This is a genomic window from Pseudomonas sp. BNK-15, from assembly GCF_047456105.1.
Lineage (GTDB): Bacteria > Pseudomonadota > Gammaproteobacteria > Pseudomonadales > Pseudomonadaceae > Aquipseudomonas > Aquipseudomonas putida_E.
This window is the reverse complement of sequence record NZ_CP179898.1, coordinates 5329780-5353908: the sequence shown is the minus strand read 5'-3', so window position 1 is coordinate 5353908 and position 24129 is coordinate 5329780. Positions and strand designations below refer to the sequence as shown.

22 protein-coding genes and 1 pseudogene are annotated in these 24129 nt (G+C 63.4%); 13 read left to right on the top strand and 10 right to left on the bottom strand.

Annotation, left to right across the window (positions count from 1 at the left end; translation table 11 throughout):
- The first annotated feature begins 332 nt into the window (after positions 1-332).
- From ACMGF5_RS24475 to ACMGF5_RS24435, 9 genes and pseudogenes are all read left to right on the top strand, one after another.
- A complete protein-coding gene (locus ACMGF5_RS24475; RefSeq protein ID WP_119687276.1) occupies positions 333-1652 on the top strand; it encodes an MFS transporter in 1320 nt (439 codons plus the stop codon).
- A gap of 138 nt (positions 1653-1790) precedes the next feature.
- Complete coding sequence (locus tag ACMGF5_RS24470) at positions 1791-3080, top strand: OprD family porin (RefSeq protein ID WP_119687275.1); 1290 nt, start codon at positions 1791-1793, stop codon at positions 3078-3080.
- A 192-nt stretch (positions 3081-3272) separates the two neighbouring features.
- Positions 3273-4391, top strand: a complete 1119-nt coding sequence (locus ACMGF5_RS24465; protein ID WP_119687274.1) for an ABC transporter substrate-binding protein — start codon at positions 3273-3275, stop codon at positions 4389-4391.
- Between the two features lie 63 nt (positions 4392-4454).
- Positions 4455-5348: a branched-chain amino acid ABC transporter permease gene (locus ACMGF5_RS24460; protein ID WP_115274489.1), complete on the top strand. Its 894-nt coding sequence runs from the start codon at positions 4455-4457 to the stop codon at positions 5346-5348.
- A complete protein-coding gene (locus ACMGF5_RS24455) occupies positions 5341-6207 on the top strand; it encodes a branched-chain amino acid ABC transporter permease (protein ID WP_039601573.1) in 867 nt (288 codons plus the stop codon). Before ACMGF5_RS24460 ends, ACMGF5_RS24455 begins: the two co-directional genes overlap by 8 nt.
- The gene (locus tag ACMGF5_RS24450; protein WP_174141858.1) at positions 6204-7004 is read left to right on the top strand and encodes an ABC transporter ATP-binding protein; all 801 of its coding nucleotides are present in this window, start codon (positions 6204-6206) and stop codon (positions 7002-7004) included. The genes ACMGF5_RS24455 and ACMGF5_RS24450 overlap by 4 nt, the downstream gene beginning before the upstream one ends.
- Positions 7001-7720: an ABC transporter ATP-binding protein gene (locus ACMGF5_RS24445; protein WP_174141859.1), complete on the top strand. Its 720-nt coding sequence runs from the start codon at positions 7001-7003 to the stop codon at positions 7718-7720. The genes ACMGF5_RS24450 and ACMGF5_RS24445 overlap by 4 nt, the downstream gene beginning before the upstream one ends.
- A gap of 100 nt (positions 7721-7820) precedes the next feature.
- Positions 7821-8843 (top strand): annotated as a pseudogene (locus ACMGF5_RS24440) (cache domain-containing protein); the annotation flags it as partial.
- A gap of 312 nt (positions 8844-9155) precedes the next feature.
- Entirely contained in the window at positions 9156-9707 is a 552-nt protein-coding gene (locus tag ACMGF5_RS24435; RefSeq protein ID WP_371316826.1) for a methyl-accepting chemotaxis protein, read from the top strand.
- 119 nt (positions 9708-9826) lie between these two features.
- Here the strand turns inward: ACMGF5_RS24435 and ACMGF5_RS24430 are convergent, their stop codons facing one another.
- From ACMGF5_RS24430 to lpxO, 4 genes are all read right to left on the bottom strand, one after another.
- A complete protein-coding gene (locus ACMGF5_RS24430; RefSeq protein WP_204918245.1) occupies positions 9827-11530 on the bottom strand; it encodes an amidase in 1704 nt (567 codons plus the stop codon).
- Positions 11531-11697: 167 nt separating this feature from the next.
- Positions 11698-12537, bottom strand: coding sequence for a glutathione-dependent disulfide-bond oxidoreductase (gene yghU / locus ACMGF5_RS24425; RefSeq protein ID WP_119687269.1), 840 nt, complete (start codon positions 12535-12537; stop codon positions 11698-11700).
- Between the two features lie 113 nt (positions 12538-12650).
- Positions 12651-13220, bottom strand: a complete 570-nt coding sequence (locus tag ACMGF5_RS24420) for a GNAT family N-acetyltransferase (RefSeq protein WP_115274496.1) — start codon at positions 13218-13220, stop codon at positions 12651-12653.
- A 24-nt stretch (positions 13221-13244) separates the two neighbouring features.
- Positions 13245-14144, bottom strand: coding sequence for a lipid A hydroxylase LpxO (gene lpxO / locus ACMGF5_RS24415; protein ID WP_046785785.1), 900 nt, complete (start codon positions 14142-14144; stop codon positions 13245-13247).
- 169 nt (positions 14145-14313) lie between these two features.
- On the opposite strand from lpxO, the gene thpR reads away from it, so the two are divergent.
- A complete protein-coding gene (gene thpR / locus ACMGF5_RS24410) occupies positions 14314-14859 on the top strand; it encodes an RNA 2',3'-cyclic phosphodiesterase (protein ID WP_119687268.1) in 546 nt (181 codons plus the stop codon).
- A 67-nt stretch (positions 14860-14926) separates the two neighbouring features.
- On the opposite strand, the gene ACMGF5_RS24405 is transcribed toward thpR, so the two are convergent.
- Positions 14927-15832 carry an AraC family transcriptional regulator gene (locus ACMGF5_RS24405; protein ID WP_119687267.1) on the bottom strand — a complete coding sequence of 302 codons (906 nt, stop codon included), beginning with the start codon at positions 15830-15832 and terminating at the stop codon, positions 14927-14929.
- A gap of 181 nt (positions 15833-16013) precedes the next feature.
- On the opposite strand from ACMGF5_RS24405, the gene calA reads away from it, so the two are divergent.
- Both calA and ACMGF5_RS24395 read left to right on the top strand, forming a co-directional pair.
- Positions 16014-17066 (top strand): vanillin reductase, encoded by a 1053-nt coding sequence (gene calA / locus ACMGF5_RS24400; RefSeq protein ID WP_119687266.1) that lies wholly within the window; start codon positions 16014-16016, stop codon positions 17064-17066.
- 222 nt (positions 17067-17288) lie between these two features.
- Positions 17289-18488, top strand: coding sequence for a sugar transporter (locus tag ACMGF5_RS24395; RefSeq protein WP_046785789.1), 1200 nt, complete (start codon positions 17289-17291; stop codon positions 18486-18488).
- A gap of 61 nt (positions 18489-18549) precedes the next feature.
- Here ACMGF5_RS24395 and ACMGF5_RS24390 read toward each other — a convergent pair whose 3' ends face one another.
- The 3 genes from ACMGF5_RS24390 to ACMGF5_RS24380 form a co-directional block, all read right to left on the bottom strand.
- Entirely contained in the window at positions 18550-19134 is a 585-nt protein-coding gene (locus tag ACMGF5_RS24390) for a LysE family translocator (protein ID WP_414157360.1), read from the bottom strand.
- Positions 19135-19184: 50 nt separating this feature from the next.
- Entirely contained in the window at positions 19185-20015 is an 831-nt protein-coding gene (locus tag ACMGF5_RS24385; RefSeq protein WP_115274501.1) for an AraC family transcriptional regulator, read from the bottom strand.
- A gap of 82 nt (positions 20016-20097) precedes the next feature.
- A complete protein-coding gene (locus ACMGF5_RS24380) occupies positions 20098-20988 on the bottom strand; it encodes a LysR family transcriptional regulator (RefSeq protein WP_119687264.1) in 891 nt (296 codons plus the stop codon).
- Positions 20989-21091: 103 nt separating this feature from the next.
- On the opposite strand from ACMGF5_RS24380, the gene nfsB reads away from it, so the two are divergent.
- Positions 21092-21745, top strand: a complete 654-nt coding sequence (nfsB, locus tag ACMGF5_RS24375; protein WP_237858727.1) for an oxygen-insensitive NAD(P)H nitroreductase — start codon at positions 21092-21094, stop codon at positions 21743-21745.
- 76 nt (positions 21746-21821) lie between these two features.
- On the opposite strand, the gene ACMGF5_RS24370 is transcribed toward nfsB, so the two are convergent.
- Both ACMGF5_RS24370 and ACMGF5_RS24365 read right to left on the bottom strand, forming a co-directional pair.
- Positions 21822-22976, bottom strand: coding sequence for a cysteine desulfurase family protein (locus ACMGF5_RS24370; RefSeq protein ID WP_237858725.1), 1155 nt, complete (start codon positions 22974-22976; stop codon positions 21822-21824).
- 165 nt (positions 22977-23141) lie between these two features.
- Positions 23142-24068, bottom strand: a complete 927-nt coding sequence (locus ACMGF5_RS24365; RefSeq protein WP_046785795.1) for a LysR family transcriptional regulator — start codon at positions 24066-24068, stop codon at positions 23142-23144.
- Positions 24069-24129 lie beyond the last annotated feature (61 nt).

The following is a 24129-nucleotide window of genomic DNA, read 5'->3' as shown; positions in this document are numbered from 1 at the left end:
TTGTTATCACCGGGTAGGTAGTTGGCTAAACGGAACGGTGCGCAGATTAAACCCGGAATCAATAAAGGTGCAACCTAGTGCAACCCAATAGTTCCAATGAACTTTATTGGATGTTTGTTCAATAAAAATAATTATGTGCCGGCCCAAGGCAGCAAACGTTTGGCACGTGCATGGCGCGCACTGCAATGGTGCATTTTGGTCTCATTCACCCATTTTGTTATACCTATAGCAAAATGTGTGGTTGCACCTTGTGCCCGATGAAAACTAGGATCGGTGCTACCCAGTGATACTTGGGTCATTGTGGCCCAACCAAAAAAAATAAGGCATAACACATGAGCAATTCCCTCGCCGAGGCGCAATCGGCCAAGACCCGTCGCCGCGCGTTGGTCGCCAGCCTCACAGGCAGTTCGATCGAGTGGTTCGACTACTTTCTTTACGGAACAGCCGCCGCGCTGGTGTTCAACAAACTGTTCTTTCCTAACTTCGATCCGGTCGTTGGGCTGTTACTGGCTTACTTGTCGTTTTCCCTGACGTTCTTTATTCGGCCTATTGGCGGCGTACTGTTTGCCCATATCGGAGACCGCATCGGGCGCAAGAAAACTCTGGTCATCACGTTGTCGCTGATGGGGGGCGCAACCGTGTTGATCGGCTGCCTGCCTACTTATGAACATATCGGCGTCTGGGCACCGATCCTGTTGATCCTGCTGCGGGTGGTCCAGGGCCTTGGCATTGGAGGCGAGTGGGGTGGGGCGCTGTTGCTGGCCTATGAATACGCACCGGCCAACCGCAAGGGCCTGTTCGGCAGCGTGCCGCAAGTGGGCGTGACCCTCGGCATGCTGCTCGCCACCATGGCCGTGAGCCTGATGGCGATGCTGCCCGAGGAAGACTTCCTGTCCTGGGGCTGGCGTGTGCCCTTCGTGCTGAGCGCCGGCCTGGTGTTCCTCGGCCTGTGGATCCGCCACGGCCTCGACGAAACCCCGGACTTCAAGAAAGCCAAGGCCAGCGGTAACGTTTCGAAAATGCCGGTGGTGGAGACGCTGCGCAATCACTGGCGTGAAGTGCTGATCGCCGCGGGCCTGAAAGTGGTCGAGACGGCGCCGTTCTATATCTTCTCGACCTTCGTGGTCAGCTATGCGGTAAACAACCTCGGCTACCAGAAAGTCTCGGCGTTGAACGCCGTGATGATCGGTGCCCTGGTGGCCTCGCTGCTGATCCCGGTCATGGGCTGGCTGTCTGACCGCATCGGCCGCAAGCGCGTGTACATCGGCGGCATCCTGGCCATTGCGCTGTACATCGTGCCGTATTTCATGCTGCTCGATACCCGCACCCAATGGGGCATCACCGTCGCCACCGTCATCGGCTTCGGCGTGCTCTGGGCGCCGGTAACCGCCGTGCTCGGCACCTTGTCTTCGGAAATATTCTCCACCCGCGTGCGCTACACCGGCATCACCCTGGGCTACCAGCTGGGCGCTGCACTGGCGGGCGGCACGGCACCACTGATCGCAACCTGGCTGTTGTCCGAGTACAAGGGCGACTGGCAGCCGGTGGCCCTGTACATGCTGGCAACCGTAGCCATCTCGCTGGTCGCCATCCTGTCCGTTGGTAAACGTCGCAAAGACGACGAAATTCAAGGCGGCGCTCGCGCTTCCTGAATGCAATGACCGGAGCCTGCGCGCTCCGGGTTCTATCTGTCGCCACTCCGTATCCGTACCCCGGGCCTGCCTTGCCATGGCAGCCCCGCGGGGGCGTGCGTCCTAATAAAAGCAATACACAAGGGAGAGTCGCTTCACATGAAGAGAAAACTATTGAATCTGGCCATTCTTGCGGCCATGGGGAGTTTCGGCGGGCAGGCACTTGCCGCAGGGTTCATCGAAGACAGCACGGCAAAGCTGGAGCTACGCAACTTCTATTTCAACCACGATTTCCGTGACACCGATACCCAGACCCAGGACGAGTGGGGCCAGGCCTTCCTGCTCAACGTGCAGTCCGGTTTCACCCAGGGGCTGGTCGGCTTCGGGGCAGATGCCACCTACACCCTCGGCGTGAAGCTCGATGCACCGGGTGCGCGGTCCATTTTTCCGGCCGACAGCGACGGCGAGGCCGTGGACAACTTCAGCCGCGGTGGCCTGACTGGCAAGGTACGCCTGTCCAAGACCGAGGCCCGCTATGGCATCCTCACGCCGAAGCTGCCCATCCTCTGGTCGAACGACGGCCGCATGCTGCCGCAGCTGTTCGAAGGCGGGCAGATCACTAGCAACGAGATCGACAACCTGACCCTCACTGGCGGCCAGATCGAGCATGTGGTGGGCCGTATGTCGAGCAACTTCACCGGCATGTCGATCGCCGGCGGTAGCCAGGAAAGCAACCATCTGCGTTTTGCCGGGGGCGACTACAAAGGCATCAAGGACCTGACCCTGCAGTATTACTTCGCCAACCTCGAAGATTATTACGACCAGCACTTCCTCGGTGCATTGCACAGCCTGGCACTAGGCCCCGGCGTGCTCAAGACCGACCTGCGCTACTTCCGCACCACCTCTGATGGCAAGAATGCCGACCGTGCTGCAGGCTACCTGGCATCGACCAATGCCAGCGGCAACGATGGCGAACTGGACAACTCGACCTGGAGCGCCAAGTTCACCTACGCCCTGAGCGGCCATGCCCTGACCCTGGGTTACCAGCAGGTGTCGGACGACAGCGTCTTCACCCAGTTGAACCAGGGCGGCCTGGCCAACGAGGGCGCAGGGGGCACCAGTACTTATGTGATCACCGACAGCCTGGTGCAGAACTTCACCTACGCGGGTGAGCGCACCATCCTGGGCGGCTACGCCTACGACTTCGCCGCGCTCGGCGTACCAGGCCTGAACGCCAGCGTCACCTGGCTCAAGGGCGACCAGATCAAGACTGCCGTTGGTTCCGACCGTGAAGAGTGGGAGCGCGACATCGTACTGAGCTATGTGGTGCAAGGCGGGCCATTGAAAGGCGTGGGCGTCGCCTGGCGCAACGGCGTACTGCGCAGCGACGTGCTGGGCGATATCGACCACAACCGCCTGACCGTCAGTTACACCCTGCCTATCTGGTAAGGACTTCGAAGCGATGCAATGAATTTTTCCTCCTCCCGCAACCCTCGGGAGGACCGGAGCGGTGCGTCCGTGATTTGCCACGAGCGACTCAGGGAGCATCGGTGCTTGAGCTGTTTTGCCCCGCTGGCGCAGGGGGCTGCATGACGCAGTGAGCGACGGCGACGCCGTCACGATCATTCCAAGGAGACAGTTATGCCTTTCAAGTTCCGCTCCATGCTTATTTCGACTTCGATGTTATTTACCCTGGCCACGGCCGCGCCGTTCGCGTCTGCCGCTGACGCTGTGCAGATGGGCGCCGTGCTCTCCCTGACGGGCGCCAACGCCACCGTTGGCGAAGACGTGCGCCGCGCCGTGAAGCTGGCTGAAGACAAGGTCAACGCCGACGGTGGTGTGCTCGGCAAGCCATTCCAGGTCATCGTCGAAGATTCCGGCGGCAATCCCACCACCGCCATCAACGCCGCCCGCAAGCTGGTCAGCGTCGACAAGGTGCCGGTGGTGATCGGCGAATACTCGTCGGGTATCAGCATCCCGATGGGCCAGTATCTGGTGAAAGAGGGCGTGGTGCATATCAACATCGCCAGCACCAGCGTGAAGATCCGCGACCTGGGCAGTAGCTCGTTCAACCTGATCGGCCTGGAAGACAAGGGCAACAAGTTTTCTTCCCAGGACGCCTGGGACCTGGGCTTTCGTAACGTCGCCGTTCTGGCACCGAACAATGCCTATGGCCAGGGCGTAGCACACGGTTTTCGCGCCGAGTTCGAAAAGCTCGGCGGCAAGATCGTCAACGAGACGCTCTACACCGCCGGCCAGTCAACCTACCGCCGCGAACTGCAACAGATCGCCCGCAGCAAACCGGACGCATACATCTACACCGCCTATGGGCAGGAGTCTGCGGTCATCAACCGCGAGGCACTGGAGCTGGGGCTGCGTGAACAGCCGTGGTACGCGATCCTGTTGTCCATGAGCCTGTCGGACACGCCGGCCAACATCGCCCAGGGCCAGTTGGGGATGGAGGTTGGGTCGTTCGTTGGCCCGACCGGCAAGGCGTACGCCGATGCCTTCGCCGCCAAATACAAGGAAGGCATGAAAACCTCCTACACCGGCTATGCCTACGACGCTGTGCTGATGGCGGCCAAGGCGATCGAAAAGGCCGGCAGCACCGAGCCGGCCGCAGTACAGGCTGCGCTCAAGGAAGTGGGCAAGGGCTATGACGGCGTGACTGGCACAGTCGCCTTCGACGACGGCCGCCAGCGGCTCGACCCGCCCTACGCCAAGCTCAAGTATGACGGCGGCAAAGTCGTACCTCGATAAGTACGCGATACGCCCGCCCGGTTCGCCGGGCGGGCTTGTGCCTGCTCTTGCGGAGTGTTTTCCATGTTGCAGTTCCTGATCGATACCTTGCTGCGGGCAACCGACCTGGCGCTGATCGCCTTCGGCCTCAGCCTGGTGTATGGCCTGGTCAAGTTTCCCAATATCGCCCACGTACAGTACGCCATGCTTGGTGCGTACCTGACCTATGGCCTGGATGCCGCCGGCGTGCCCTTGCCGCTGGCCTTGCTGTTTGCTGCACTGCTGGTCGGTGTCCTGACCCTGGTGCTGCAGCGCCTGGTGTTTCAGCGCCTGCTCAAAAGTGGCCCGGCCATCGCCATGATCGGCTCGCTGGCCATCGCCATGCTGCTGGTCGCCGCGCTCCAGGGCAGCGCGGGTACCTTCCCGCGGATGTTCGAGCTACCCCTGAAGGCGCCGATCCTGTTGGGCGATGCGCGCATCACCCACACCCAGCTGTACTTCTTCGCCACCACCCTCGTTCTGCTGGCAGCGTTCACCGTGGCACTGTTCCATACCCGTCTGGGGCGTGCCATGCGCGCGCTGGCCGGCAACCCGGCACTGGCCAACGCCAGCGGCCTGCACGCTGCCCGGATCACCCTGATGGTGACCTTCGCCAGTGGTGCCATCGCAGGTCTTGGCGGCGGCCTGCTGGCATTGTCCACCGGTGCCCACATCAACCTGGGGCATGACCTGCTCCTGCCGGTGTTCGCTGCGGCCATCCTCGGTGGCCTTGGCAACCCCATGGGTGCGGTCGCCGGCGCCTTGTTGATCGCCTTCACCGAAACCCTGGTCACCAACCTGAACTTCGGTTGGCTGGTGGGCCGGGAAATGGCCTTCCTGCCGGTGTCCTACATCAGCGGCGCTGCGTTCCTGATCCTGCTACTGGCATTGCTGTTCAAGCCCTACGGCCTGTTCGACCGGGAGGTGCGCCGTGTTTGATTTCCTTGTTTCCGCGCTCACCTTCGCCAGCCTCTATGGCCTGATGGCACTGGGGCTCAACCTGCAGGCCGGCTATGGCGGCCTGCTCAATTTCGGGCACATCGCCTTCGCCGGCCTGGGCGCCTACGCCACCGGCATCGCGGTCCAGGCTGGCTATTCGCCATGGCTCGGCATGGCCTTTGGTGTGCTTCTGGCCATGGGTCTGGGCGGGTGCGTGGCCCGCCTGGGGCGCAAGCTGGCTTCGGACTACTGGGGTATCGCCACCCTGGCAATTGCCGAAATCCTGCGCGTGGTGGCGACCAACGAGGGCTGGCTTACCGGTGGGGCGCAAGGCATCGGCGCGATCCCTACGCTGTTCGACGGTGTGGGCTTTCTGGTGATGATGCTGGTGCTGCTGGGGATCGCCACGCTGCTCTGCCAGCGGCTTGCCGATGGCCGTTTCGGCCGTGCCCTGCGGCTGATGCGCGAGGAACCGCAACTGGCCGCCTGCATGGGGTATGACCTGACCTCGCTGAAGTCGCGGGCGATCATGGCCAGCGCTGCGCTAACCGCCATCGCCGGTTCGCTGTACGCCCACTTCATGAGTTATGTCGGCCCTGACTACCTGCTCGCCTCCGAGACCTTCCTGCTCTGGACCATGTTGATGATCGGTGGCCTGGGCAACCTGCGCGGCGTGCTGCTGGGGGTGTTGTTGGTACAGGCCGCCTACAGCCTGGTGCCTTTCGCCAAGGATTACCTGGGCTTTGATTCCGACCTTGCCGGCGCCCTGCGCCTGGGCCTGATCGGCGCGATCCTGCTGGCCTGCCTGATGTGGCGCAGCGAAGGTCTGATCCCTGAAAAAGTAAGGAAGATCGCATGAGTGCTTCGCGCGAATACCTGCTCAATGTGCAATCGGTAGCCAAGGCCTTTGGCGGCAACCAGGTGCTGCGTGACGTGAGCTTCAACGTGCAGCGCGGCGAAATCGTCGGCCTGCTTGGGCCCAACGGCTCCGGCAAAAGCACCTTGCTCAACTGCATCACGGGTTTTGAAGCGGTGGATGGCGGCGCCATTGCGCTGGGAGCACGGCGTATCGAGCGGTTGCAGGCCCACCGTATCGTCCGCCACGGCATTGCCCGGACTTTCCAGCTGCCTTCCATGCCCACCAAGATGTCGGTCATCGAGGTGGCGATGGCAGCCTGCACCCGCCAGCACGGTGTGTTCGCCACGCTGCTCGGCCTACCGGCGCTGCGCCGGGCGGAGGAGCAGGCGCGGGCCAAGGCCGAGCGGCTGATCGATGAGTTGCTGCTCAGCCCTGTGCGCGACCTGCCGGCTTCGGCGCTGTCGGGTGGGCAGAAGAAACTGCTGGGCATTGTCTGTGCCTTGATGGGCGAGCCTGAGCTGGTGCTGCTCGACGAGCCTACCGCCGGGGTGCACCCCAACCTGCGCCGTGACTTGGTGGAAGCGCTCAAGCGCCTCAATGCCCAGGGCATGACGCTGGTGATCGTCGAGCATGACATGCACTTCATCCGCGACGCCTGCAGCCGCTGCGTGGTGCTGGACCGCGGCGAGATCGTCGCCAGTTGCAGGCCGGACAAGCTGGCCTCCAACGCGCGGGTGATCCAGGCCTACCTGGGTGGCCGTCATAGCCCGCAAGCCATCGAGGAGAACGCGCCATGATTGAAGTGAAGGACGTCGTCGCCGGCTACACCGCCGAGGTGGACATCCTGCGCGGCATGACTTTGCATGCCGAACAGAAGGAAATCGTTACCTTGTTGGGCCCCAATGGTTGCGGCAAGAGCACCTTGCTCAAGACCATCGCCGGTTACCTGCTGCCGCGCAAGGGGCAGGTCCTGCTGCAGGGGCAGGACGTGTCGCGGGTACCGGTGCACGAGAAGATCCGCCGCTGCCGGCTTGGCTTCGTGCCGCAGACCGACAACGTGTTCGCCAGCCTGAGCATCCGCGAAAACCTCCACGTGGGCGGGCACTACCAGCGCCCCCAGGACAACCAGCGACGTATCGATGAACTGTGCTCGGCCTACCCGATCCTGGCAAAGAAGTTCAACGCACCCGCGGCGTCCATGTCCGGTGGTGAGCGGCAGATCCTTGCCCTGGCCCGGGCGCTGATGCCCAGGCCCAGCCTGCTGCTGCTCGATGAACCCTCGGCGGGCCTGTCGCCCAAAGTGCTGCTGGAAGTGTTCGAAGCCATCCAGCAGGTCCGCGACCAGGAAGGCGTGACCATCCTGATGGTGGAGCAGAACGCGATGGAGGCGCTGCGCATCTCCGACCGCGCCTATGTGCTGTCGATGGGCAGTGTGGCGTTGACCGGCAATGCTCGGGAGCTGATGTACGACCCGCAAGTCAGCGAACTGTACCTGGGAGGGCGGGTCGCCTGAGACTCTGCCTGCATTCGCGTCCTCGCGCTCCTGGGGCCGCGAATGGCGTAGAGCGTGTTTGGCCGCGCAGGGTTTACTGCGCGGCCCTTTTAGAGCCTTGATGATGAAATTCAGCCACAAGATTCTGTTGGCCGCTGCCCTGGTCGTGGTCAGCGCCTTCGCTTCGTTCACCCTGTACAACTACATCTGGCAAAAGCGCCTGCTGGCCCGAGAGCTGCAAAGCCAGCTGCGCGAGGTTGGCGCCCTGGCCGCCGACAGCGTTCACAACTGGCTTGGCGGGCGAGTGCTGCTGGTGGAAAGCCTGGCACAGCGCTTGGCCGCCGATACCCGCGAAGCCGCCGTCGAGCAGGCCTTCGGCCAGGATGTGCTGAAAAACACCTTCAACATGGTGTACCTGGCGCGCGCCGATGGCAGTTTCAGCATTCGCCCGCAGCAAGATATGCCCGCCGGTTATGATGCTCGCCAGCGCGATTGGTACCAGCGTGTGCAGGCGCGCAACGACAGCGTCCTCACCGAGCCTTATGTCAATGCCGCTACCCAGGAAATGATCATGGCCGCCGCTGCCCCGGTGGTGCGTGCCGGCGAATTGCTTGGGGCGGTGGGCGCGGGAATGCCGATCGATACGCTGGTCCAGATCATCGGCAGCGTCGACCTGCAGGGCAAAGGCTATGCCTATCTGGTCAATGGCGCTGGAAAGATCCTGGTGCATCCCCAGACTGACCTGATCAACCGTCGTCTCAACGAACTGGACCCGGCGCAACCCCTGAAAGTCAGTCGTGACCTGCAAGAGCACGAGGTGAATGGCCAGGTTCGCATCGATACCTTCGTCCCGGTACCGGGGCTGCCGGGTGCTGACTGGTATGTCGGGCTTTCGGTGGATCGTGACCTTGCTTACCAGCAACTGCGCGACTTCAGTGGTTCGGCGTTGATCGCCATGCTGGTGTCAGTGCTGCTGGTGATGCTCGCCCTTGGTGTGCTGCTGCGTTTGCTGCTAAAGCCGCTGCTGCGCATGATCGTCGCCATGCAGGATATCGCCGCCGGTGAAGGCGACCTTACCCAGCGCCTGCCTGCCACCGGCCGGGACGAGCTGGCCCAGTTGGCCCAGGCGTTCAACCTTTTCGTCGAGCGCATGCAGCGCACCATCGGGCTGGTCGCCAATGGCAGTGTCGGCGTCGATGAAGGTGCGCGCAGCGTGGTCCAGGCCAGCCAGGCTACCCTGCGCCAGTCAAGCGAACTGGTGCAGCGCAGCGACACGGTTGCCGCTGCCATCGAGCAATTGGGTGCCGCCGCCCAGGAAATCGCCGGCAACGCCGCCAATGTTTCGGTGCAAAGTGCTGCGGCGCGCAACCAGGCCGAGCAGGGCCAGCGTATTCTCAGCGATGGTTCCACGGCACTTGGTGCGCTCGCGGCGCAAGTTGAAACCGCCCGCGCGAGCATGGAGCAATTGGGCGGCCAGACCGAAGCCATCGGCCGCATCCTCGAAGTGATTCACAGCATCGCCCAACAAACCAATTTGCTGGCGCTCAACGCAGCCATTGAAGCTGCGCGAGCAGGGGAGTCTGGCCGAGGTTTCGCGGTGGTGGCGGACGAGGTGCGTCAACTGGCACATCGCAGCCAAAGGTCGGCCCAGGAGATCCATGCCATGATCGAATCGCTGCAGGTCGGCGCCCAAGCGTCGATCGCCTCGATGGTAGCCAGCCACCAGCACGCCGAGCGCAGCGTTCACGTCATCGCTCAGGCCTGCGAGGGTATTGATGCAGTGATTGGGCGTCTGGCCGATATCGATGACATGAACCAGTCCGTCGCTGCCGCCACGGATCAGCAACGTGCGGTGGTCGAGTCGATCGGTCGCGAAGTGGGCGAAATCGTCACGCTCAATCAGCATGTGCAGGCGGGTCAAGAGCAGACGTTGGGAGTGTGTGAAAAGCTGGATGGGCGTTCGCGGGAGTTGCGTCGATTGGTGGCGAGCTTCTGTATCGAGAAATAGTCCAGAGGCTTGTGTGGTCGTTGGGATGTTGACCTGCGGTTTGCGGTGCTGCGCGAGTCGAGCGCCGGTGCGGCGCTCGATCTCAAGGGTGCGCAAGAAATTGGCCTTTCAGGCGACCATCACCCCAGCGCCGGTGTCCGTGGCGGGATCATGCGGCGTGAGCCGGTCGCTTCGAAGGCTGCCGCAAAACTCAACAGCGCATTGTCACTGTAGGCACGCCCGGCGAAGGTCAGCCCCACCGGCATGCCGATGTCAGCCATCACGCCCATTGGCACGGTGACGGTCGGTACGCCCAGGTGGCGGATGGCGAGGTTGCCGTTGGCTACCCAGATGCCGTTGCTCCATGCGATGTCCGCCGAGGCCGGGTTCACGTCGGCATCGGCCGGGCCAACGTCGGCCACGGTCGGGAACAGCACCGCATCGAGGCCTTGGGCGTCCATCCAGTCTTCCAGGTCCAGCTTGCGGGTCTTTTCCAGCCCGCGCAGGCCGTCGGGCAGGGTTTCGATCTGGTCCCAGCGCTTCAGGCCGCGTTTGGCCATGTTGACGTACTCGTCCATGCCGGCAGCCAGATCGTCCTCACGGTTGGGCAGGGTGCCTGGGTCGTGGGGGAAGATTTGCGGGCCGTCGACATCGGCCAGGCGGTTGAGCTTGGGGTCGTTGTTGGCACGCAGGAAGTCGTCGAAGCCCCAGCCGGACAGTTCCCACAGCTCGTCATGCAGGAACGCCTTGCTGACGATACCGCGGTTGTAAACGGTCGGTGCGCCGGGCCGATCGCCTTCGCAGTTGGAGACCAGTGGGAAGTCCACTTCAACCACTTCAGCGCCCGCTGCTTCCAAGGCCTGGCGTGCCTGTTGCCACAGGTCGATGACCGTGGCTCGGGTGTTGATGCGCTGGCCGGTCGGGCCACCGATGCCAGGTTTCTCGGACGTACCGGCCTCGGGGTCGGCGTTGATGTACATGCGCGGTACGCCGAAACGCTTGCCCTTGAGCGCGCTGGCGTCAACCGCCAGGTCCAGGTAGGACGCCGGGCGTACCGAAGAGGCGGCCGGGATTGGCACCCAAGGTTGCAGGCGCCAGAGGTCGCCACGCTTGTCGGCATCGTCGGCAACCACCACATCCAGCACTTCCAGCAGGTCGGCCATGGTGCGGGCGTAGGGCACTACCACGTCCATGGTCGGTGTCAGCGGCCAGTTGCCGCGTACCGAAATGACCCCGCGCGATGGGGTGTAGGCGCACAGGCCGTTGTTAGAGGCCGGGCCACGGCCACTGGACCAGGTTTCCTCGGCCAGGCCGAAGGCGCTGAAGCTGGCAGCGGTGGCGGTGCCGGCACCGTTGGATGAGCCGGAGGCGAACGGTGCGGTCAGGTAGTCGGCGTTGTACGGGCTTTCGGCACGGCCGTAGACGCCGCGCTGCATGCCACCGTTGGCCATGGGCGGCATGTTGGTCTTGCCCAGGCAGATGGCGCCGCCGGCGCGCAGGCGCTCGACGGTGAACGCGTCGCGCTGGGCCACCAGGTCTTTGAACGCCGGGCTGCCGGATGCAGCGGTCAGGCCCTTGACCAGGTAGCTGTCCTTGGCGGTGTAAGGGATGCCATCGAGCGGGCCGAGCAGTTCGCCACGGGCGCGGCGCGCGTCGGAAGCCTCGGCCTCCTTGAGCGCCTCTGGATTGCGGACTACCACCGCGTTCAGCGCGGTGGGGGTATCGGCTCCATCGTAGGCGTCGATGCGCGCCAGGTAGGCCTTGACCAGCTCGACCGCCGTCGTGCGGCCCTTTTCGAGCGCGTCGCGCAGCTCGGCAATGGAAACCTCGGTTACCTCGATCATGCTTTCACCAAAATTTGTGCAGGTGGGGGCTTTTGCGAGGAGTGTACAAGAAGGGCTGGGCGGAAGCAGGTTTGCGCGGGGGCAAATGGATTTTTGCAGCGGGGCATTGTCGGGCCCTGCGGCTGCCGGCTTGCTGGGCAAAGGGCCGCTTGGCGGCCCATACGCGCTTAATCCAGATCTGCCGCCCAATGGCGCTCGGGCACCTGGCTGGCTTCATCTCCCCAGGTGCGGTTGACCCGGGTGCCCCGCTGCACGGCCGGCCGCTGCGCGATCGCCTCGGCCCAGCGTTGCACCTGCGGGTATTCATGCACGGCAAGGAACTCTGCTGCGCCATACAGGTTGCCGCGTACCAGTTGGCCATACCACGGCCACACGGCGATATCGGCAATGCTGTACTCATCGCCACCCAGGTAGCGGCTTTGCGCAAGGCGCCGCTCAAGCACATCCAGCTGGCGCTTGGCTTCCATGGTGAACCGGTTGATGGCGTATTCGAACTTTTCCGGGGCATACACGTAGAAGTGGCCAAAGCCCCCACCCAGATAAGGCGCCGAACCCATCTGCCAGAACAGCCAGTTCAGGGTTTCGGTACGCGCGGCCGCACCGGTGGGCAGGAAGGCTGCGAATTTCTCGGCCAGGTACAGCAGGATCGAACCCGATTCGAATACCCGAACCGGTGGCTCGACGCTGCGATCGAGCAGGGCGGGGATCTTCGAGTTGGGGTTGACCTCAACGAACCCGCTGGAGAATTGGTCGCCTTCGCCGATGCGGATCAACCAGGCGTCGTACTCGGCGCCGCTGTGGCCCAGGGCCAGCAGTTCTTCAAGAAGGATGGTGACTTTCACGCCGTTGGGGGTTGCCAGCGAGTACAGCTGCAACGGGTGCTTGCCAACAGGCAGCGCCTTGTCGTGGGTAGGGCCGGCGATCGGGCGGTTGATACTGGCGAACTGGCCGCCAGAGGCTGACTCATTGCGCCAGACCTTGGGCGGAACATAGGGGGACTTGCTCATGCAGGGGCTCCTTGAGTGGCGCAGACGGTCACATACAGGCGTTGACCCGCATCTATGCCACGGGTTCGCAGAAAAGTGCAAATCCGGTGGCGCCGGCCAGGGTATCAACGCGTTTAGCGGCCACGCCGCCGCGACACGCGCGCCTCGATGTTCTTGCGGCCAATCAGCAGCGGCGGTTTTTCCACTACCGGCTCGTCGGCCAGCCATTTGTACATCACCAGGCAGTCCACCAGGCCCAGGCGGGCGTGGCGGTAAGCCTTGGGCAAGCGGCCGACGGTCTCGAAGCCCAGTTTGTGCCATAGCGCCACGGCCACTTCATTGCTGGCCACCACCGAGTTGAACTGCAGCGCCAGGAAGCCTTCCTGACGCGCCAGTTTCTGTGAGTGTTCGCACATCAGCCTGGCCACGCCGCGACCACGGGCGGCTTCGGCGACCATGTAGCCGCAATTGCCAACATGGGCACCGGGGCCGGCGGCATTGGCCTTGAGGTAGTATGCCCCCAGCAACTCACCGTCCTGCTCGGCCACCAGCGTGTGCAAAGGCAGCTCCAGCCATAGCTGGCGTGCCTGTTCGAAGCTCAGGGCAGGGTCGTAGGCGTAGGTTTCGCGGGCCTGGACAACGGCCTGGAAGGTGGGCCAGAAACGCTCGAAGTCCTCGGGCGTCATGGGGCGGATGTGGATCATGGCGGCAAAAGGCTCCCGGCCTGCTCAGATATAGATGAAGGCCAGCACCAAGGCCGCCACCACCAGCCACTTCTCCAGGTAGTAGCGCATGCGGTTGCGTTTTTTCAGTGCCTTGCCCCGTTCACGAATCTTGTAGATCCGGGTGAACAGGCGGTTGATGCCGCCAGTCTTGTCATTGGCATTGTTCGGCGCTGCCGCGGCAGCCATCACATTGCGGCTGAACCAGCGGTTGAACGCAGTCGCCCAGCGGTATTTCAGCGGGCGCTCGATGTCGCAGAACAGAATGATCCGGTTGTGCTCGGTGGTGTTGGCGGCGTAGTGGATGTAGGTCTCGTCGAACACCACGGCTTCGCCGTCACGCCAGGAATACTTCTCGCCATCCACATCGATGTAGCAGCCATCGTCGTTCGGTGTGTCAAGGCCCAGGTGGTAGCGATAGGAGCCGGCATAAGGGTCGCGGTGGCGCACTAGCTTGGCGCCCGGCGGCAGGGTCGCGAACATGGCTGCCTTGACCGTGCCGATGCCCTGCAGCAATTCGGTGGTGCGCGGGCACAGGTTCATCGCAGACGGGTGGCTTTCGCCGTACCATTTCAGGTAGAAGCGCTTCCAGCCGGTCTTGAAGAAGGAGTTGAAGCCAACGTCGTCGTAATTATCGGACTTCTTGATCTCGCCCACATGCAGCAACTGCTGGGCCTCCTGGCGGATTTCCTGCCAGTGGTCCTTGAGCGGCTGCAGCTCGGGGAACGCTTCTACCGGCAGATAGGGTTTGGCCGGGTGCCTGGAGAACAGGTAAAGGAAGCTGTTGACCGGGGCCAGGAAACTGGAGTGGTCACCCAATTGGCGGGTGAGCTTGTGGCGTACCCGACCGCGCAGATGAACATAGGCGATCGAGAGGGCAAAGATCAGTACGAGTGCAATTTTCATGGACGATTACTTGTCGAAAAATGGCCATGCGCCATGGCATAAGCCCGCCAGCATAAACAATCATGGGGGGAGTTTGTACAGATAGTTTGTACCGAGGTTGGCGAGATTTGCGGCCGACCAAGGTGTAATGGCCGCAGTTTGCGCAAACGTTTAAGGTAAAGGAGCACGCATGGTTCAGGACCCGCGCCGCAGTGGCGCCCCCTTCAAACGGCTGTTTTTCGCCCTGCCGGTAACCGACGCCCAGCAGCGTGCGATAGGCCAGTGGCGGCGTGGCCTCCAGCTGCGTAGTGGCAAACCGGTGCCCAGTGCGAACTTCCACCTGACCCTGATGTTTCTAGGCGATGTGGATGCAGCGCAGGTACCGGCGATTTGCGCTGCGGTGGACAACCTGGCGCGCCCTGATGCACCCCTGCGCCTGCTGCTCGATCAGCTCAAGGTCTGGCCGCGGGCAAACGTGCTGGTGCTCGAGCCGCAGCAGGCCCCGGCTGCGCTGCGCCAGCTGGCCTATGGGCTGCAGCAGGCACTGCTGCCCATGGGCTTTGCCGAGCAGGCCCATGATTACCGGCCACACCTGACCCTGTCACGGGACTTTCGCGGCCAGGCGCCCGAGGCCAGCGTGGCGCCCGACTTCTTCATCGTCGCCCGGTACTTCGCGCTCTACGAGTCGCGCAAAGGCCAGTACCTGCCGCTGGCGCAGTGGCCGTTGACAGCGTGAAGCGGGTTCAGCGCGTATCGATGTCTTGGTCGACGGCCTTGGCTGGGCCCGCTTGTCGCCCGTACAGTCAGGCAGGCAAACTCTGATAGGCCTGCTCATCCCCCGGGCTACGGGCAAACTGGCGTTTGTACTCGCGGCTGAACTGTGAGGTGCTCTGATAGCCCACCCGGTGCGCCGCCTGCGCCACGCCCAGCCCTTCGCCGATCAGCATCTGTTGCGCCTTGAGCAGCCGCAGGCGCTTGAGGTACTGCATCGGCGCCATGTCGGTGCAGCGCTTGAAGTGCTCGTGGAAGGTCGACACGCTCATGTTCGCCCGCGCAGCCAATGCCTCGACGCTCAGCGGCTCGGTGTAGTGTTCACGCAGGTGAGCGAGGGCGGCGCCGATGCGCGCGAAGTGCCCCTGCTGCTCGACCAGCGCCCGCAACACCCCGGCCTGGGGCCCACGCAGTGCGGTGTACAGAACCTCGCGCACCCGCGCCGGCCCGAGCACCTTGGCGTCTATCGGGTCCTGCAGGCAGCGTAACAGCCGCTCGACGCATTCGCGCATGGGCACATCCAGCGCTGCCGAGGTCATCGACTGCGGTGTCTGCGCCTGCACTGCGGGGTCAGGCGCCAACGCCATGCTCTGTACCAGTTCACCCAGCACGCCACGGTCGATGTCCACAGCCACGCCCAGCAACGGCGCTTCGGCGGTGGCGAAGGTTTCGCACATGAACGGCACCGACAGCGCCTGCACCAGGTAATGCCCGGCGCCGTACTCTAGGGTGCGCGGGCCAAGGCGCGCCAGCTTGCTGCCCTGGGCCAGGATCATCAGGCTGGGCTCGTAGATCTGCGGGCTGCTGGCCACGTAATGGTCCCAGCTCAAAACCTGGACCTGTGGCAGATGAGTGGGCACGAAGCCCGGGCGTGTGGCCAGGCTGCGGATCAGGGCGCACAGCGTGGCGTTGGCGTCGACGTGGCGGGTCAGTTGCATGATGGACCATGGGCAGAGAATCAGACACTTGCATCATCTCAGATTTGAGGCTTGGCGCCAGGTGGCTCTGGCCAGGTTCGGAGAATCAGGCATTCACCTCGGAGGATCTGCTGTGGCCGGGGAGGGCGAGGATGCGGAAAATGTATCGACTGAATCGTTTCACTTTCACCTGAGGTCTTGTATGTACACTGCTATCGGTTACGCCGCCCAAACCCCGACCAGCCCCTTGGCACCCATGACCTTCGAGCGTCGCAGCCCGCGCCCGGACGATGTCGCCATCGAGATCCTCTACTGTGGCGTTTGCCACTCCGACATCCATCAGGCCCGCAATGAGTGGGGCATTGCCGTGTACCCGCTGATGCCCGGGCACGAGATCGTCGGCCGCGTCACTGCGGTGGGCGAGGAGGTATCGGCGCACAAGGTCGGTGACCTGGTCGGCGTTGGCTGCATGGTCGATTCCTGCCGCCACTGCGAGGCCTGTGCCAAGGACCTGGAGCAATACTGCCTGGAAGGCCCGACCATGACCTACGCCACCCCGGACCGGGTCGATGGCAGCAATACCATGGGCGGTTACTCCAGCAGCATCGTGGTCAGCGAGCACTTTGTGGTGCGCATCCCGGCCGGGATGGACCTGCCCAGCGCGGCGCCGATTCTCTGCGCCGGTATCACCACCTACTCGCCGCTCAAGCACCATGGCGTCGGCCCTGGCCACAAGGTCGGCATCCTTGGCATGGGCGGCCTGGGGCACATGGGTATCAAGCTGGCCAAGGCGTTGGGCGCTGAAGTGACATTGTTCACCCGCTCGCAGGCCAAGGCCGAGGAAGCCCGTCGCCAAGGCGCCGACCATGTGATCGTGTCCACCGATGCCGAGCAGATGCGCGCCGCTGCCGGCCGCTTCGACTTCCTGCTCGACACCATTCCGGTGCAGCACGACCTGAACCCGTACCTGGAGACGCTGAAGTTCGATGGCGTGCATATCCTGGTGGGCCTGATCGAGCCGATCGACCCGGCGCTGCACGCAGCCAACCTGGTGATGAAGCGCCGAGTGCTGGCCGGCTCGCTGATTGGTGGTATCGCCCAGACCCAGGAAGTGCTGGATTTCTGTGCCGAGCACGATATCCGTTGCGATATCGAGATGCTGGATATCCGCAATATCAACCAGGCTTACGAGCGCATGATCGCCGGTGATGTGAAGTACCGTTTCGTCATCGACATGGCGACGCTGCAGGGCTGACCCATCCCAGCCAAGCGTTGCCCCCCCAGACCAGATGGGCGATCTGGTCTGGGGGCTGCGCCCATTCCCCTGCGCACGTCTGCGCGTCTGGTTGTGAGGCGCGCTGTTGACGCGTACCATGCCGGCATTCCCTCCAATAACAAACCCGTGCCTCAGCGCGGCCGATACTTGGCCCCTGACGCGCGTCCTTTCGCCTTGCCTGCGGAGAATTGAATTCGCCCCATGAACGGACCTGTCCCCACCAACCTTGCGCCAACCACCGGTGGCGGCAGCTGGCTGAGTGTGATCGCCCTGGCCCTCGCGGCTTTCATCTTCAACACCACTGAGTTCGTCCCGGTGGCGCTGCTCAGCGACATCGGCCGCAGTTTCGACATGAGCACTGCTCAGGTCGGTCTGATGCTGACCATCTATGCCTGGGTGGTGGCCTTGGCCTCGCTGCCGATGATGCTGCTCACGCGCAACATCGAGCGTCGGCGCCTGCTGTTGTTCGTGTTCCTGGTGTTCGTGGTCAGCCACCTGCTGTCGTGGCTGTCGCAAAGTTTTGCCATGCTGCTGCTGAGCCGCATCGGCATCGCCCTGGCGCATGCCGTGTTCTGGTCCATCACCGCCTCGCTTGCGGTGCGTGTGGCGCCGCCAGGCCAGCAGGCCAAGGCGTTGGGCTTGCTGGCTACCGGTACGACCCTGGCAATGGTCCTGGGCATCCCGCTGGGGCGCGTGGTGGGCGAGGCGCTGGGCTGGCGGGTGACCTTCCTCAGCATTGCCGGGGTGGCGCTGGCCACCATGCTTTGCCTGATGAAATCGCTGCCGCTGCTGCCCAGCCAGAACTCCGGTTCGCTGCGCAGCTTGCCGATCCTGTTCAAACGCCCTGCACTGGTGATCACGTATGTGCTGGTGACCCTGGTGATCACTGCGCAATTCACGGCGTACAGCTACATTGAGCCGTTTGCCCTGCAGGTGGCACAGATCAGTGGTGAGCGCATCACGTTGTTGCTGCTGCTGTTCGGCGGTGCAGGGGTGTTTGGCTCGGTGCTGTTCAGCCGCTACAGCGACCACTTTCCGCATGGCCTGCTGGTAGGCTCGATCGGCTTGCTGGCGGCTTGCCTGCTGCTGCTGTTGCCGCTGGCGAGCAACTTCTATCTGTTTGCCGGGCTGAGCATGTTCTGGGGAGTCGCGATCCTGAGCTTCAGCCTGTCGCTGCAGTCCAAGACCCTGAAGCTGGCGTCCGATGCCACGGACGTGGCGATGGCGCTGTTCTCGGGCATCTATAACATCGGCATTGGCGGTGGGGCGTTGCTGGGCAGTATCGTCAGCAGCCAGATGGGGGTGGCCTCTGTCGGGTGGGCCGGCGGGAGTGTGGCGGTGGTCGGCTTGCTGCTGGCAATGGCCAGTACCCGGCGCTTTCGCGAGGCCCTGAGTCATTGATTGACGTTACCGGCCCTATCGTCGGCAGTTGCCGACAGGGCCGGTACAGCCCACCTTCAACTCAGCCAAGCAGTGCAGCCCAGGCCGACACCAGCAACATGCCCGCCAACCCCCGGTTGAACCATAGCAACCGCCCCGGCGCCTGCAGCCAGCGCGCACTGCCTCCCCCCAACAGTGCCCAAGTTGTCATGCACGGCAGGGCGATCAATAAAAACACCAGTGCCAATTGCCACACCGGCAGCGACGGCGCTGCAAACACGCCGATCACCGCCACAGCCATCATCCACACTTTCGGGTTCACCACTTGCAGCGACGCTGCGCTGAGGGCGTCGAAAGGCTTGGCTGCGCTGACATCCAGGGGCTGCCCCGCGCTGCGCAAAATGCGCCATGCCAGCCAGCTCAACCACAGCACTCCGGTCCAGCTCATCACCTGCTGGGCCAGCGGGTGACGCACCAGCAAGTCACCAAGGCCCAGGCCGACCAGCAACACGACCGCTGCCGCCGCGCCGCAACCCGCCAGGATCGGCGCCACGCTTGCGCGCAGGCCCTGCCGTGCGCCATGGGCAAGGATCAGCAGGTTGGTAGGCCCGGGGCTGATACTGGCGACCAGGGCGAAGAGCATGAACGGCAACAACGAATGCGACATGGTGAACGGCTCCTATTGAACAGGGCACCATGCTCGGCGATTGCTGCGTGTCAGTCTGGAAGGTTTGAGCAGCGGCGCCGGTAGTCCGCTGGGGTGAGCCGGTAGGCACGGCGGAACCAGCGCCCCAGGTGGCTCTGGTCAGCAAAGCCGAGCGCCATGGCCACTTCGGTCGGTGTCTGGCCTTGGGCAAGCAAACGCCGGGCACGGGCCAGGCGCAGCTGGATCAGATAGGCGTGCGGCGCCAGGCCGAATGCGGCCTTGAACGCACGGGTCAGGCGGAAGCGGTCCACGCCGCAGGCCAGTGCCAGGTCGTCCAGGCCGATGTCTTGGTCGAGGTGGGCATGCAGGTAGTCGCGCGCCCGCTGTGCCGTCAGCGGCAGGCGCGGGTCGGGGTTCAAGCGCTTGCGCCAGTGCAGGTGGCCGGTGAGGCAACTGAGCAGGTCATCGGTGGCAGTTTGCCGCACGATGCGCATTTCGCCACCATGCACCGCCTGAAAGGCGAGGGTAGTTGCGCGGGCAAGCTGGCGATCATCGCACAGCGTATCGGCGAAGCTTGGCAGGCTGTCACTGGGCGCCTGCTCGAACAGCACGCGTAGCTCGGCCTCAAGCCATTTTGGCTCCAGGTACAGGGTCGAATAAGTAAAGCCTTCTGCCGTTGGCGCATCGCCGTCGTGAATGTCGCCAGGCTCGAGCAGAAACACCTGCCCGGGCGTGCTGTGATGGCGTGTACGGCGGCAATGGAACTGCTGCACACCCTGCTCGGTGACCCCTACCAGAAAGCTGTCGTGCCAGTGCGGGTCGTAGGCGTGGCCAACGAAATGCGCACGCACCGACTCGATGCCGGTGTCGGCGTCTTGCTTGAGGTCGATCCAGTCGGGCATGGCGGCGAGGCTGCAGAGGGTAGGGCAGTTCACCTTAACGCAGAACCCCACCTGCGTTTAGAACAATTGTGCACCGCAGGCTTCAGTGCGGCTGCTGTGCCGCGAAACGCTCCCGCAGCCACAGGTGCAACTGCGATACCGCAGGCGACAGCTGCTTGCGGTGTGGGCACACCAAGGTTACCGGGCTCAGTTCGCCCGGGTGCTCCGGCAGCAGCACTTCCAGTTCGCCAGTCGCCACATTGGCGCTGACATCCAGCCACGACTTGTAGGCAATGCCCTCGCCGAGCACGGCCCAGCGCCGCACCACATCGGCATCGTCGCTGAACAGCGGGCCGCTCACCTGCACGGTACGGTTGCCCAGCCGCCACTTGTCGTAGGTTCGCCCCTGTTGCAGGTAAAGCAGGCACGCGTGCTGCTGCAAGTCATCCAGCATCTGCGGCCGCCCATGACGCGCCAGGTAGGCCGGCGAGGCCACCAGCACGCGGCGATTCCACGGTGCCAGTGGCAGGGCGATGTAGTTGGCTTCTTCGTTCAGGCCATAACGTATGGCCACGTCCACCGGGTCGCGGAACAGGTCGGCAACGTGGTCGGACAGGTGCAGCCGCAGGGTCAGCTCAGGATGCTCACGGCGAAAATCACTCAACCACGGCAGCAGGATGTTGCGGCCAAGGTCCGAGGGCGCCGACACCTGCAGCACCCCACGCAGGGTGCTGTGCGCGCCGTGCAGGTTATCGCGGCCCTGGCGCAGGCTCTGCAGCACGCTGAGCGCGGTGGGCAGGTACAGCTCACCCTCGGCTGTCAGGCGCAGGCTGCGGGTGGTACGTGCGAACAGGCGCACGTCCAGGTCGCGCTCCAGGCGTTTGATGGCGGCTGCGACCTGCCCGGGCAGCAGGTCTGCCTCGTGGGCAGCGGCGGTGAAACTTCCCAGTACGCTGCTGCGCACGAACAGTTCGAGGTCGGCGATGCGGAGCATTTTCACTCCATGGGTGAAAGTGTTGCTGCATTTTGCCGCTTTTTCTGGTTTGTAGGAAAGATAATATGCGCCACACGTCCCGTTCCGCTTAAGGAGTTGCAACATGGATACCGTTTCTCTGGCCAAGCGCCGCTACACCACCAAGGCGTACGATGCTGCCCGCAAGATCCCTCAGGCCACCATCGACGCCTTGCTCGAGCAGCTGCGCCACAGCCCATCCTCGGTCAATTCGCAGCCATGGCACTTCATCGTGGCCGACAGCGCCGAGGGCAAGGCACGTCTGGCCAAGAGCACGCTGGACGGTTTTGCCTACAACACGTCGAAGATCCTCGATGCTTCCCATGTGATCGTGTTCTGCACCCGCACCGACATGACCGAAGCACACCTGGACGCCGTGCTCGACCAGGAAGCGGCTGACGGACGTTTTCGTGATGATCAGGCCCGTGCCGGCCAGAACCAGAGCCGTCGCCATTATGTGAACCTGCACCGCTACGATCAGAAAGACCTGCAGCACTGGATGGAGAAGCAGACCTACCTGGCCCTGGGTACTGCGTTGCTCGGCGCTGCCGCCCATGGCCTGGACGCAACGCCGATCGAAGGTTTCGACAGCAAGATCATGGATGCCGAACTGGGCCTACGTGAGCAGGGTTACACCAGCGTAGTGGTGCTGAGCCTGGGTTACCGTAGCGAGTCGGACTTCAATGCCGGGCTGAACAAGTCGCGCTTGCCGGTTTCGAAGGTATTTACCTTCCTTTGAGGCAGGCGTCGTCGACCCGTCCTCTTCGCGGGCAAACCCGCGAAGAGGACGGCTCAGCAAACGGTAAAGCCCAGGTTCACCACAAGGCCAGCGAAGCCCCCGCAACTGTGCGTTCGAACACCTCAATCGCTTTGTCTACCTCGGCTTCGCCGGTAAACCGCCCGATGCTCATGCGCACGCTTTTGCGCGCCTGCGCCTCATCCAGCCCCAACGCCAGCAGCACATGCGACGGCGCGTGGCTCGCCGAATTGCACGCCGAGGTGGTCGACAGCGCCAGCTCACCGGCCAGCGCCATGCTGTTGAAGCCCGGGGCCTCGATACACAGGTTCAAGGTATGCGCAATGCGCTGGTCGGCGCAGCCGTTAAGCTTGACCCCTGGCACTGCCAGCAGCCCCTCGCGCAGCCGCCTGGCAAGCCGCTCGATGCGCTGGTGCTCGCTGTCGCCAGGCTGGCCGGCCAGGGCGAAGGCGCTGCCCATGCCAACGATCTGATGGGTAGGCAGGGTGCCTGAGCGCAGCCCACGCTCATGGCCACCACCGTGAATCTGCGCACGCATCAAGGCACGTGCGCGAGCCCCGACATACAGCGCACCGATGCCTTTTGGCCCATAGACCTTGTGGGCAGAAAACGACATCAAGTCTACCGCCATCGCCCGCAAATCGATGGCCAGCTTGCCCACCGCCTGGGCTGCATCCACGTGCAGCAAAGCGCCATGGGCGCGCACACGTTCGCCAATGGCAGCGAAATCGGTGACGGTGCCCAGTTCGTTGTTGACCGCCATCAGTGACACCAGGCGGGTATCGTCGCGCAGGGCCGCTTGTACGTCATAGGGTTGAATCAGGCCGGCAGCATCCGGTGCCAGGCGGGTGACTGCCCACCCTTGGCGCTCCAGTTCGCTGACGGTATCGAGCACGGCCTTGTGCTCGAGCTGACTGGTAATCAGGTGGCCTGGCTGGCCCATGCCCTGGGCGATGCCTTTGAGTGCAAGGTTGTTGGACTCGGTGGCGCCCGATGTCCAGACCAGATCCTCCGCGCTCGCCCCGACACAGTCGGCCACTTGCTGGCGAGCTTGCTCGACGGCATCGCGGGCGCTCTGGCCGTAGGCGTGACCGGAGGAGGCGGGGTTGCCGAAGTTCACCTGGCGGCCGAGGCAGGTGAGCATGGTTTCGATGACGCGCTCGTCTACCGGTGTGGTGGCGGCGTAGTCGAAATAGAGTGGGGAGCTGGGCATGGCGGTGGGTCCGTCGCTGTCGCCGCGGGTTCGGCGATCCTGACAGCAAGCGTACCCTCGGCGCTGCGAAAATTTTTGCCCTTGATTTCATGATTTAACAGGTTTTGTAGAAAAATATTCTCCAAAGGCGGTTGATCGTAGGCCATTTAGAGGGTGCCGGAGGGGTCACACGGGTTCCGGCGCCCGTTCTTCTTCCGCTACCACCCGTTGGCACAACTCGATGATCTGCTCGCGCATCCAGCGGTTGGCCGGGTCCTGGTCGGTGCTTTCATGCCAGTACAGGTGCGTTTCAAGCGCAGGCACTTCCACCGGCAAGGGCTGGTAGCGCAATTGGTGGCGACGGGCAAACCGTTCTGGCACGGTCATCGCCATGTCGGTCTGTTGCAGCACCTGTGAAGCCATCAGGTAATGTTGCGAGCGCAGGGCGACCTTGCGTTGCACGCCCATTTTGCCTAGCGCCAGATCGACATAACCCAGGCCGTTTCGACGGCTGGAAATATGGATATGGGTCATGCCCAGGTAGCTCTCGACGGTGAGTTTGGCGTCGGCCAGCGGGTGGCCCTGGCGCAGGGCGCAGACGTATCGGTCCTGCATCAGCTTGACATGGCGCACCTGCGGATCTGTGTTCAAGGGTGCGTCGACGGCGAAGTCCAGGCGCCCTGCAGCCAGCTCCTTGGTAGTTTCGCGGCGCTTGCACAGGAAGCTCTCGATCAGCACCGCAGGCGCCAGCCGCCGCAGGCGCTGGAACAGCGGGGGCAGGATCACCGCTTCGGTAAGGTCGGTCATGCTGATGCGGAAGGTCTTGTTGGCCTGCTGCGGGTTGAAGATGCGGCTTTCCTGCACCGAGGTGCGCAGCAGCGCCAACGCGTTGCGCACCGGGCCGATGATGTTCTGCGCCATGGGGGTGGGCACCATGCCCTGGGCGGTGCGCACGAACAAAGGGTCGTTGAAGGTTTCGCGCAGGCGCGAGAGAGCGTTTGACACCGCTGGTTGGGTAATACCGACGATCTGCCCGGCGCGGGTCAGGTTGGCTTCGGTGTAGATCGCATCGAAGACGATGAACAGGTTCAGGTCGACCTTGCTGAGGTTCATGGGCGCCGCTCTTTGTTGGAATTATCGGCCGATCATATATCGGTTATGAATGTTTATACAC

Bases quoted from the DNA above. Each gene is read 5' to 3' on its own strand.
- ACMGF5_RS24430 (WP_204918245.1), bottom strand. From the start codon at position 11,530: ATGATCGAGGTAACCGAGGTTTCCATTGCCGAGCTGCGCGACGCGCTC.
- thpR (WP_119687268.1), top strand. From the start codon at position 14,314: ATGGTTCAGGACCCGCGCCGCAGTGGCGCCCCCTTCAAACGGCTGTTT.
- ACMGF5_RS24460 (WP_115274489.1), top strand. From the start codon at position 4,455: ATGTTGCAGTTCCTGATCGATACCTTGCTGCGGGCAACCGACCTGGCG.
- ACMGF5_RS24445 (WP_174141859.1), top strand. From the start codon at position 7,001: ATGATTGAAGTGAAGGACGTCGTCGCCGGCTACACCGCCGAGGTGGAC.
- ACMGF5_RS24380 (WP_119687264.1), bottom strand. From the start codon at position 20,988: ATGCTCCGCATCGCCGACCTCGAACTGTTCGTGCGCAGCAGCGTACTG.
- ACMGF5_RS24420 (WP_115274496.1), bottom strand. From the start codon at position 13,220: ATGATCCACATCCGCCCCATGACGCCCGAGGACTTCGAGCGTTTCTGG.
- ACMGF5_RS24475 (WP_119687276.1), top strand. From the start codon at position 333: ATGAGCAATTCCCTCGCCGAGGCGCAATCGGCCAAGACCCGTCGCCGC.
- ACMGF5_RS24385 (WP_115274501.1), bottom strand. From the start codon at position 20,015: ATGCCCGACTGGATCGACCTCAAGCAAGACGCCGACACCGGCATCGAG.
- ACMGF5_RS24450 (WP_174141858.1), top strand. From the start codon at position 6,204: ATGAGTGCTTCGCGCGAATACCTGCTCAATGTGCAATCGGTAGCCAAG.
- ACMGF5_RS24465 (WP_119687274.1), top strand. From the start codon at position 3,273: ATGCCTTTCAAGTTCCGCTCCATGCTTATTTCGACTTCGATGTTATTT.
- lpxO (WP_046785785.1), bottom strand. From the start codon at position 14,144: ATGAAAATTGCACTCGTACTGATCTTTGCCCTCTCGATCGCCTATGTT.
- ACMGF5_RS24390 (WP_414157360.1), bottom strand. From the start codon at position 19,134: ATGTCGCATTCGTTGTTGCCGTTCATGCTCTTCGCCCTGGTCGCCAGT.
- yghU (WP_119687269.1), bottom strand. From the start codon at position 12,537: ATGAGCAAGTCCCCCTATGTTCCGCCCAAGGTCTGGCGCAATGAGTCA.
- ACMGF5_RS24435 (WP_371316826.1), top strand. From the start codon at position 9,156: ATGGAGCAATTGGGCGGCCAGACCGAAGCCATCGGCCGCATCCTCGAA.
- ACMGF5_RS24395 (WP_046785789.1), top strand. From the start codon at position 17,289: ATGAACGGACCTGTCCCCACCAACCTTGCGCCAACCACCGGTGGCGGC.
- ACMGF5_RS24365 (WP_046785795.1), bottom strand. From the start codon at position 24,068: ATGAACCTCAGCAAGGTCGACCTGAACCTGTTCATCGTCTTCGATGCG.
- ACMGF5_RS24405 (WP_119687267.1), bottom strand. From the start codon at position 15,832: ATGCAACTGACCCGCCACGTCGACGCCAACGCCACGCTGTGCGCCCTG.
- ACMGF5_RS24470 (WP_119687275.1), top strand. From the start codon at position 1,791: ATGAAGAGAAAACTATTGAATCTGGCCATTCTTGCGGCCATGGGGAGT.
- ACMGF5_RS24370 (WP_237858725.1), bottom strand. From the start codon at position 22,976: ATGCCCAGCTCCCCACTCTATTTCGACTACGCCGCCACCACACCGGTA.
- nfsB (WP_237858727.1), top strand. From the start codon at position 21,092: ATGGATACCGTTTCTCTGGCCAAGCGCCGCTACACCACCAAGGCGTAC.
- calA (WP_119687266.1), top strand. From the start codon at position 16,014: ATGTACACTGCTATCGGTTACGCCGCCCAAACCCCGACCAGCCCCTTG.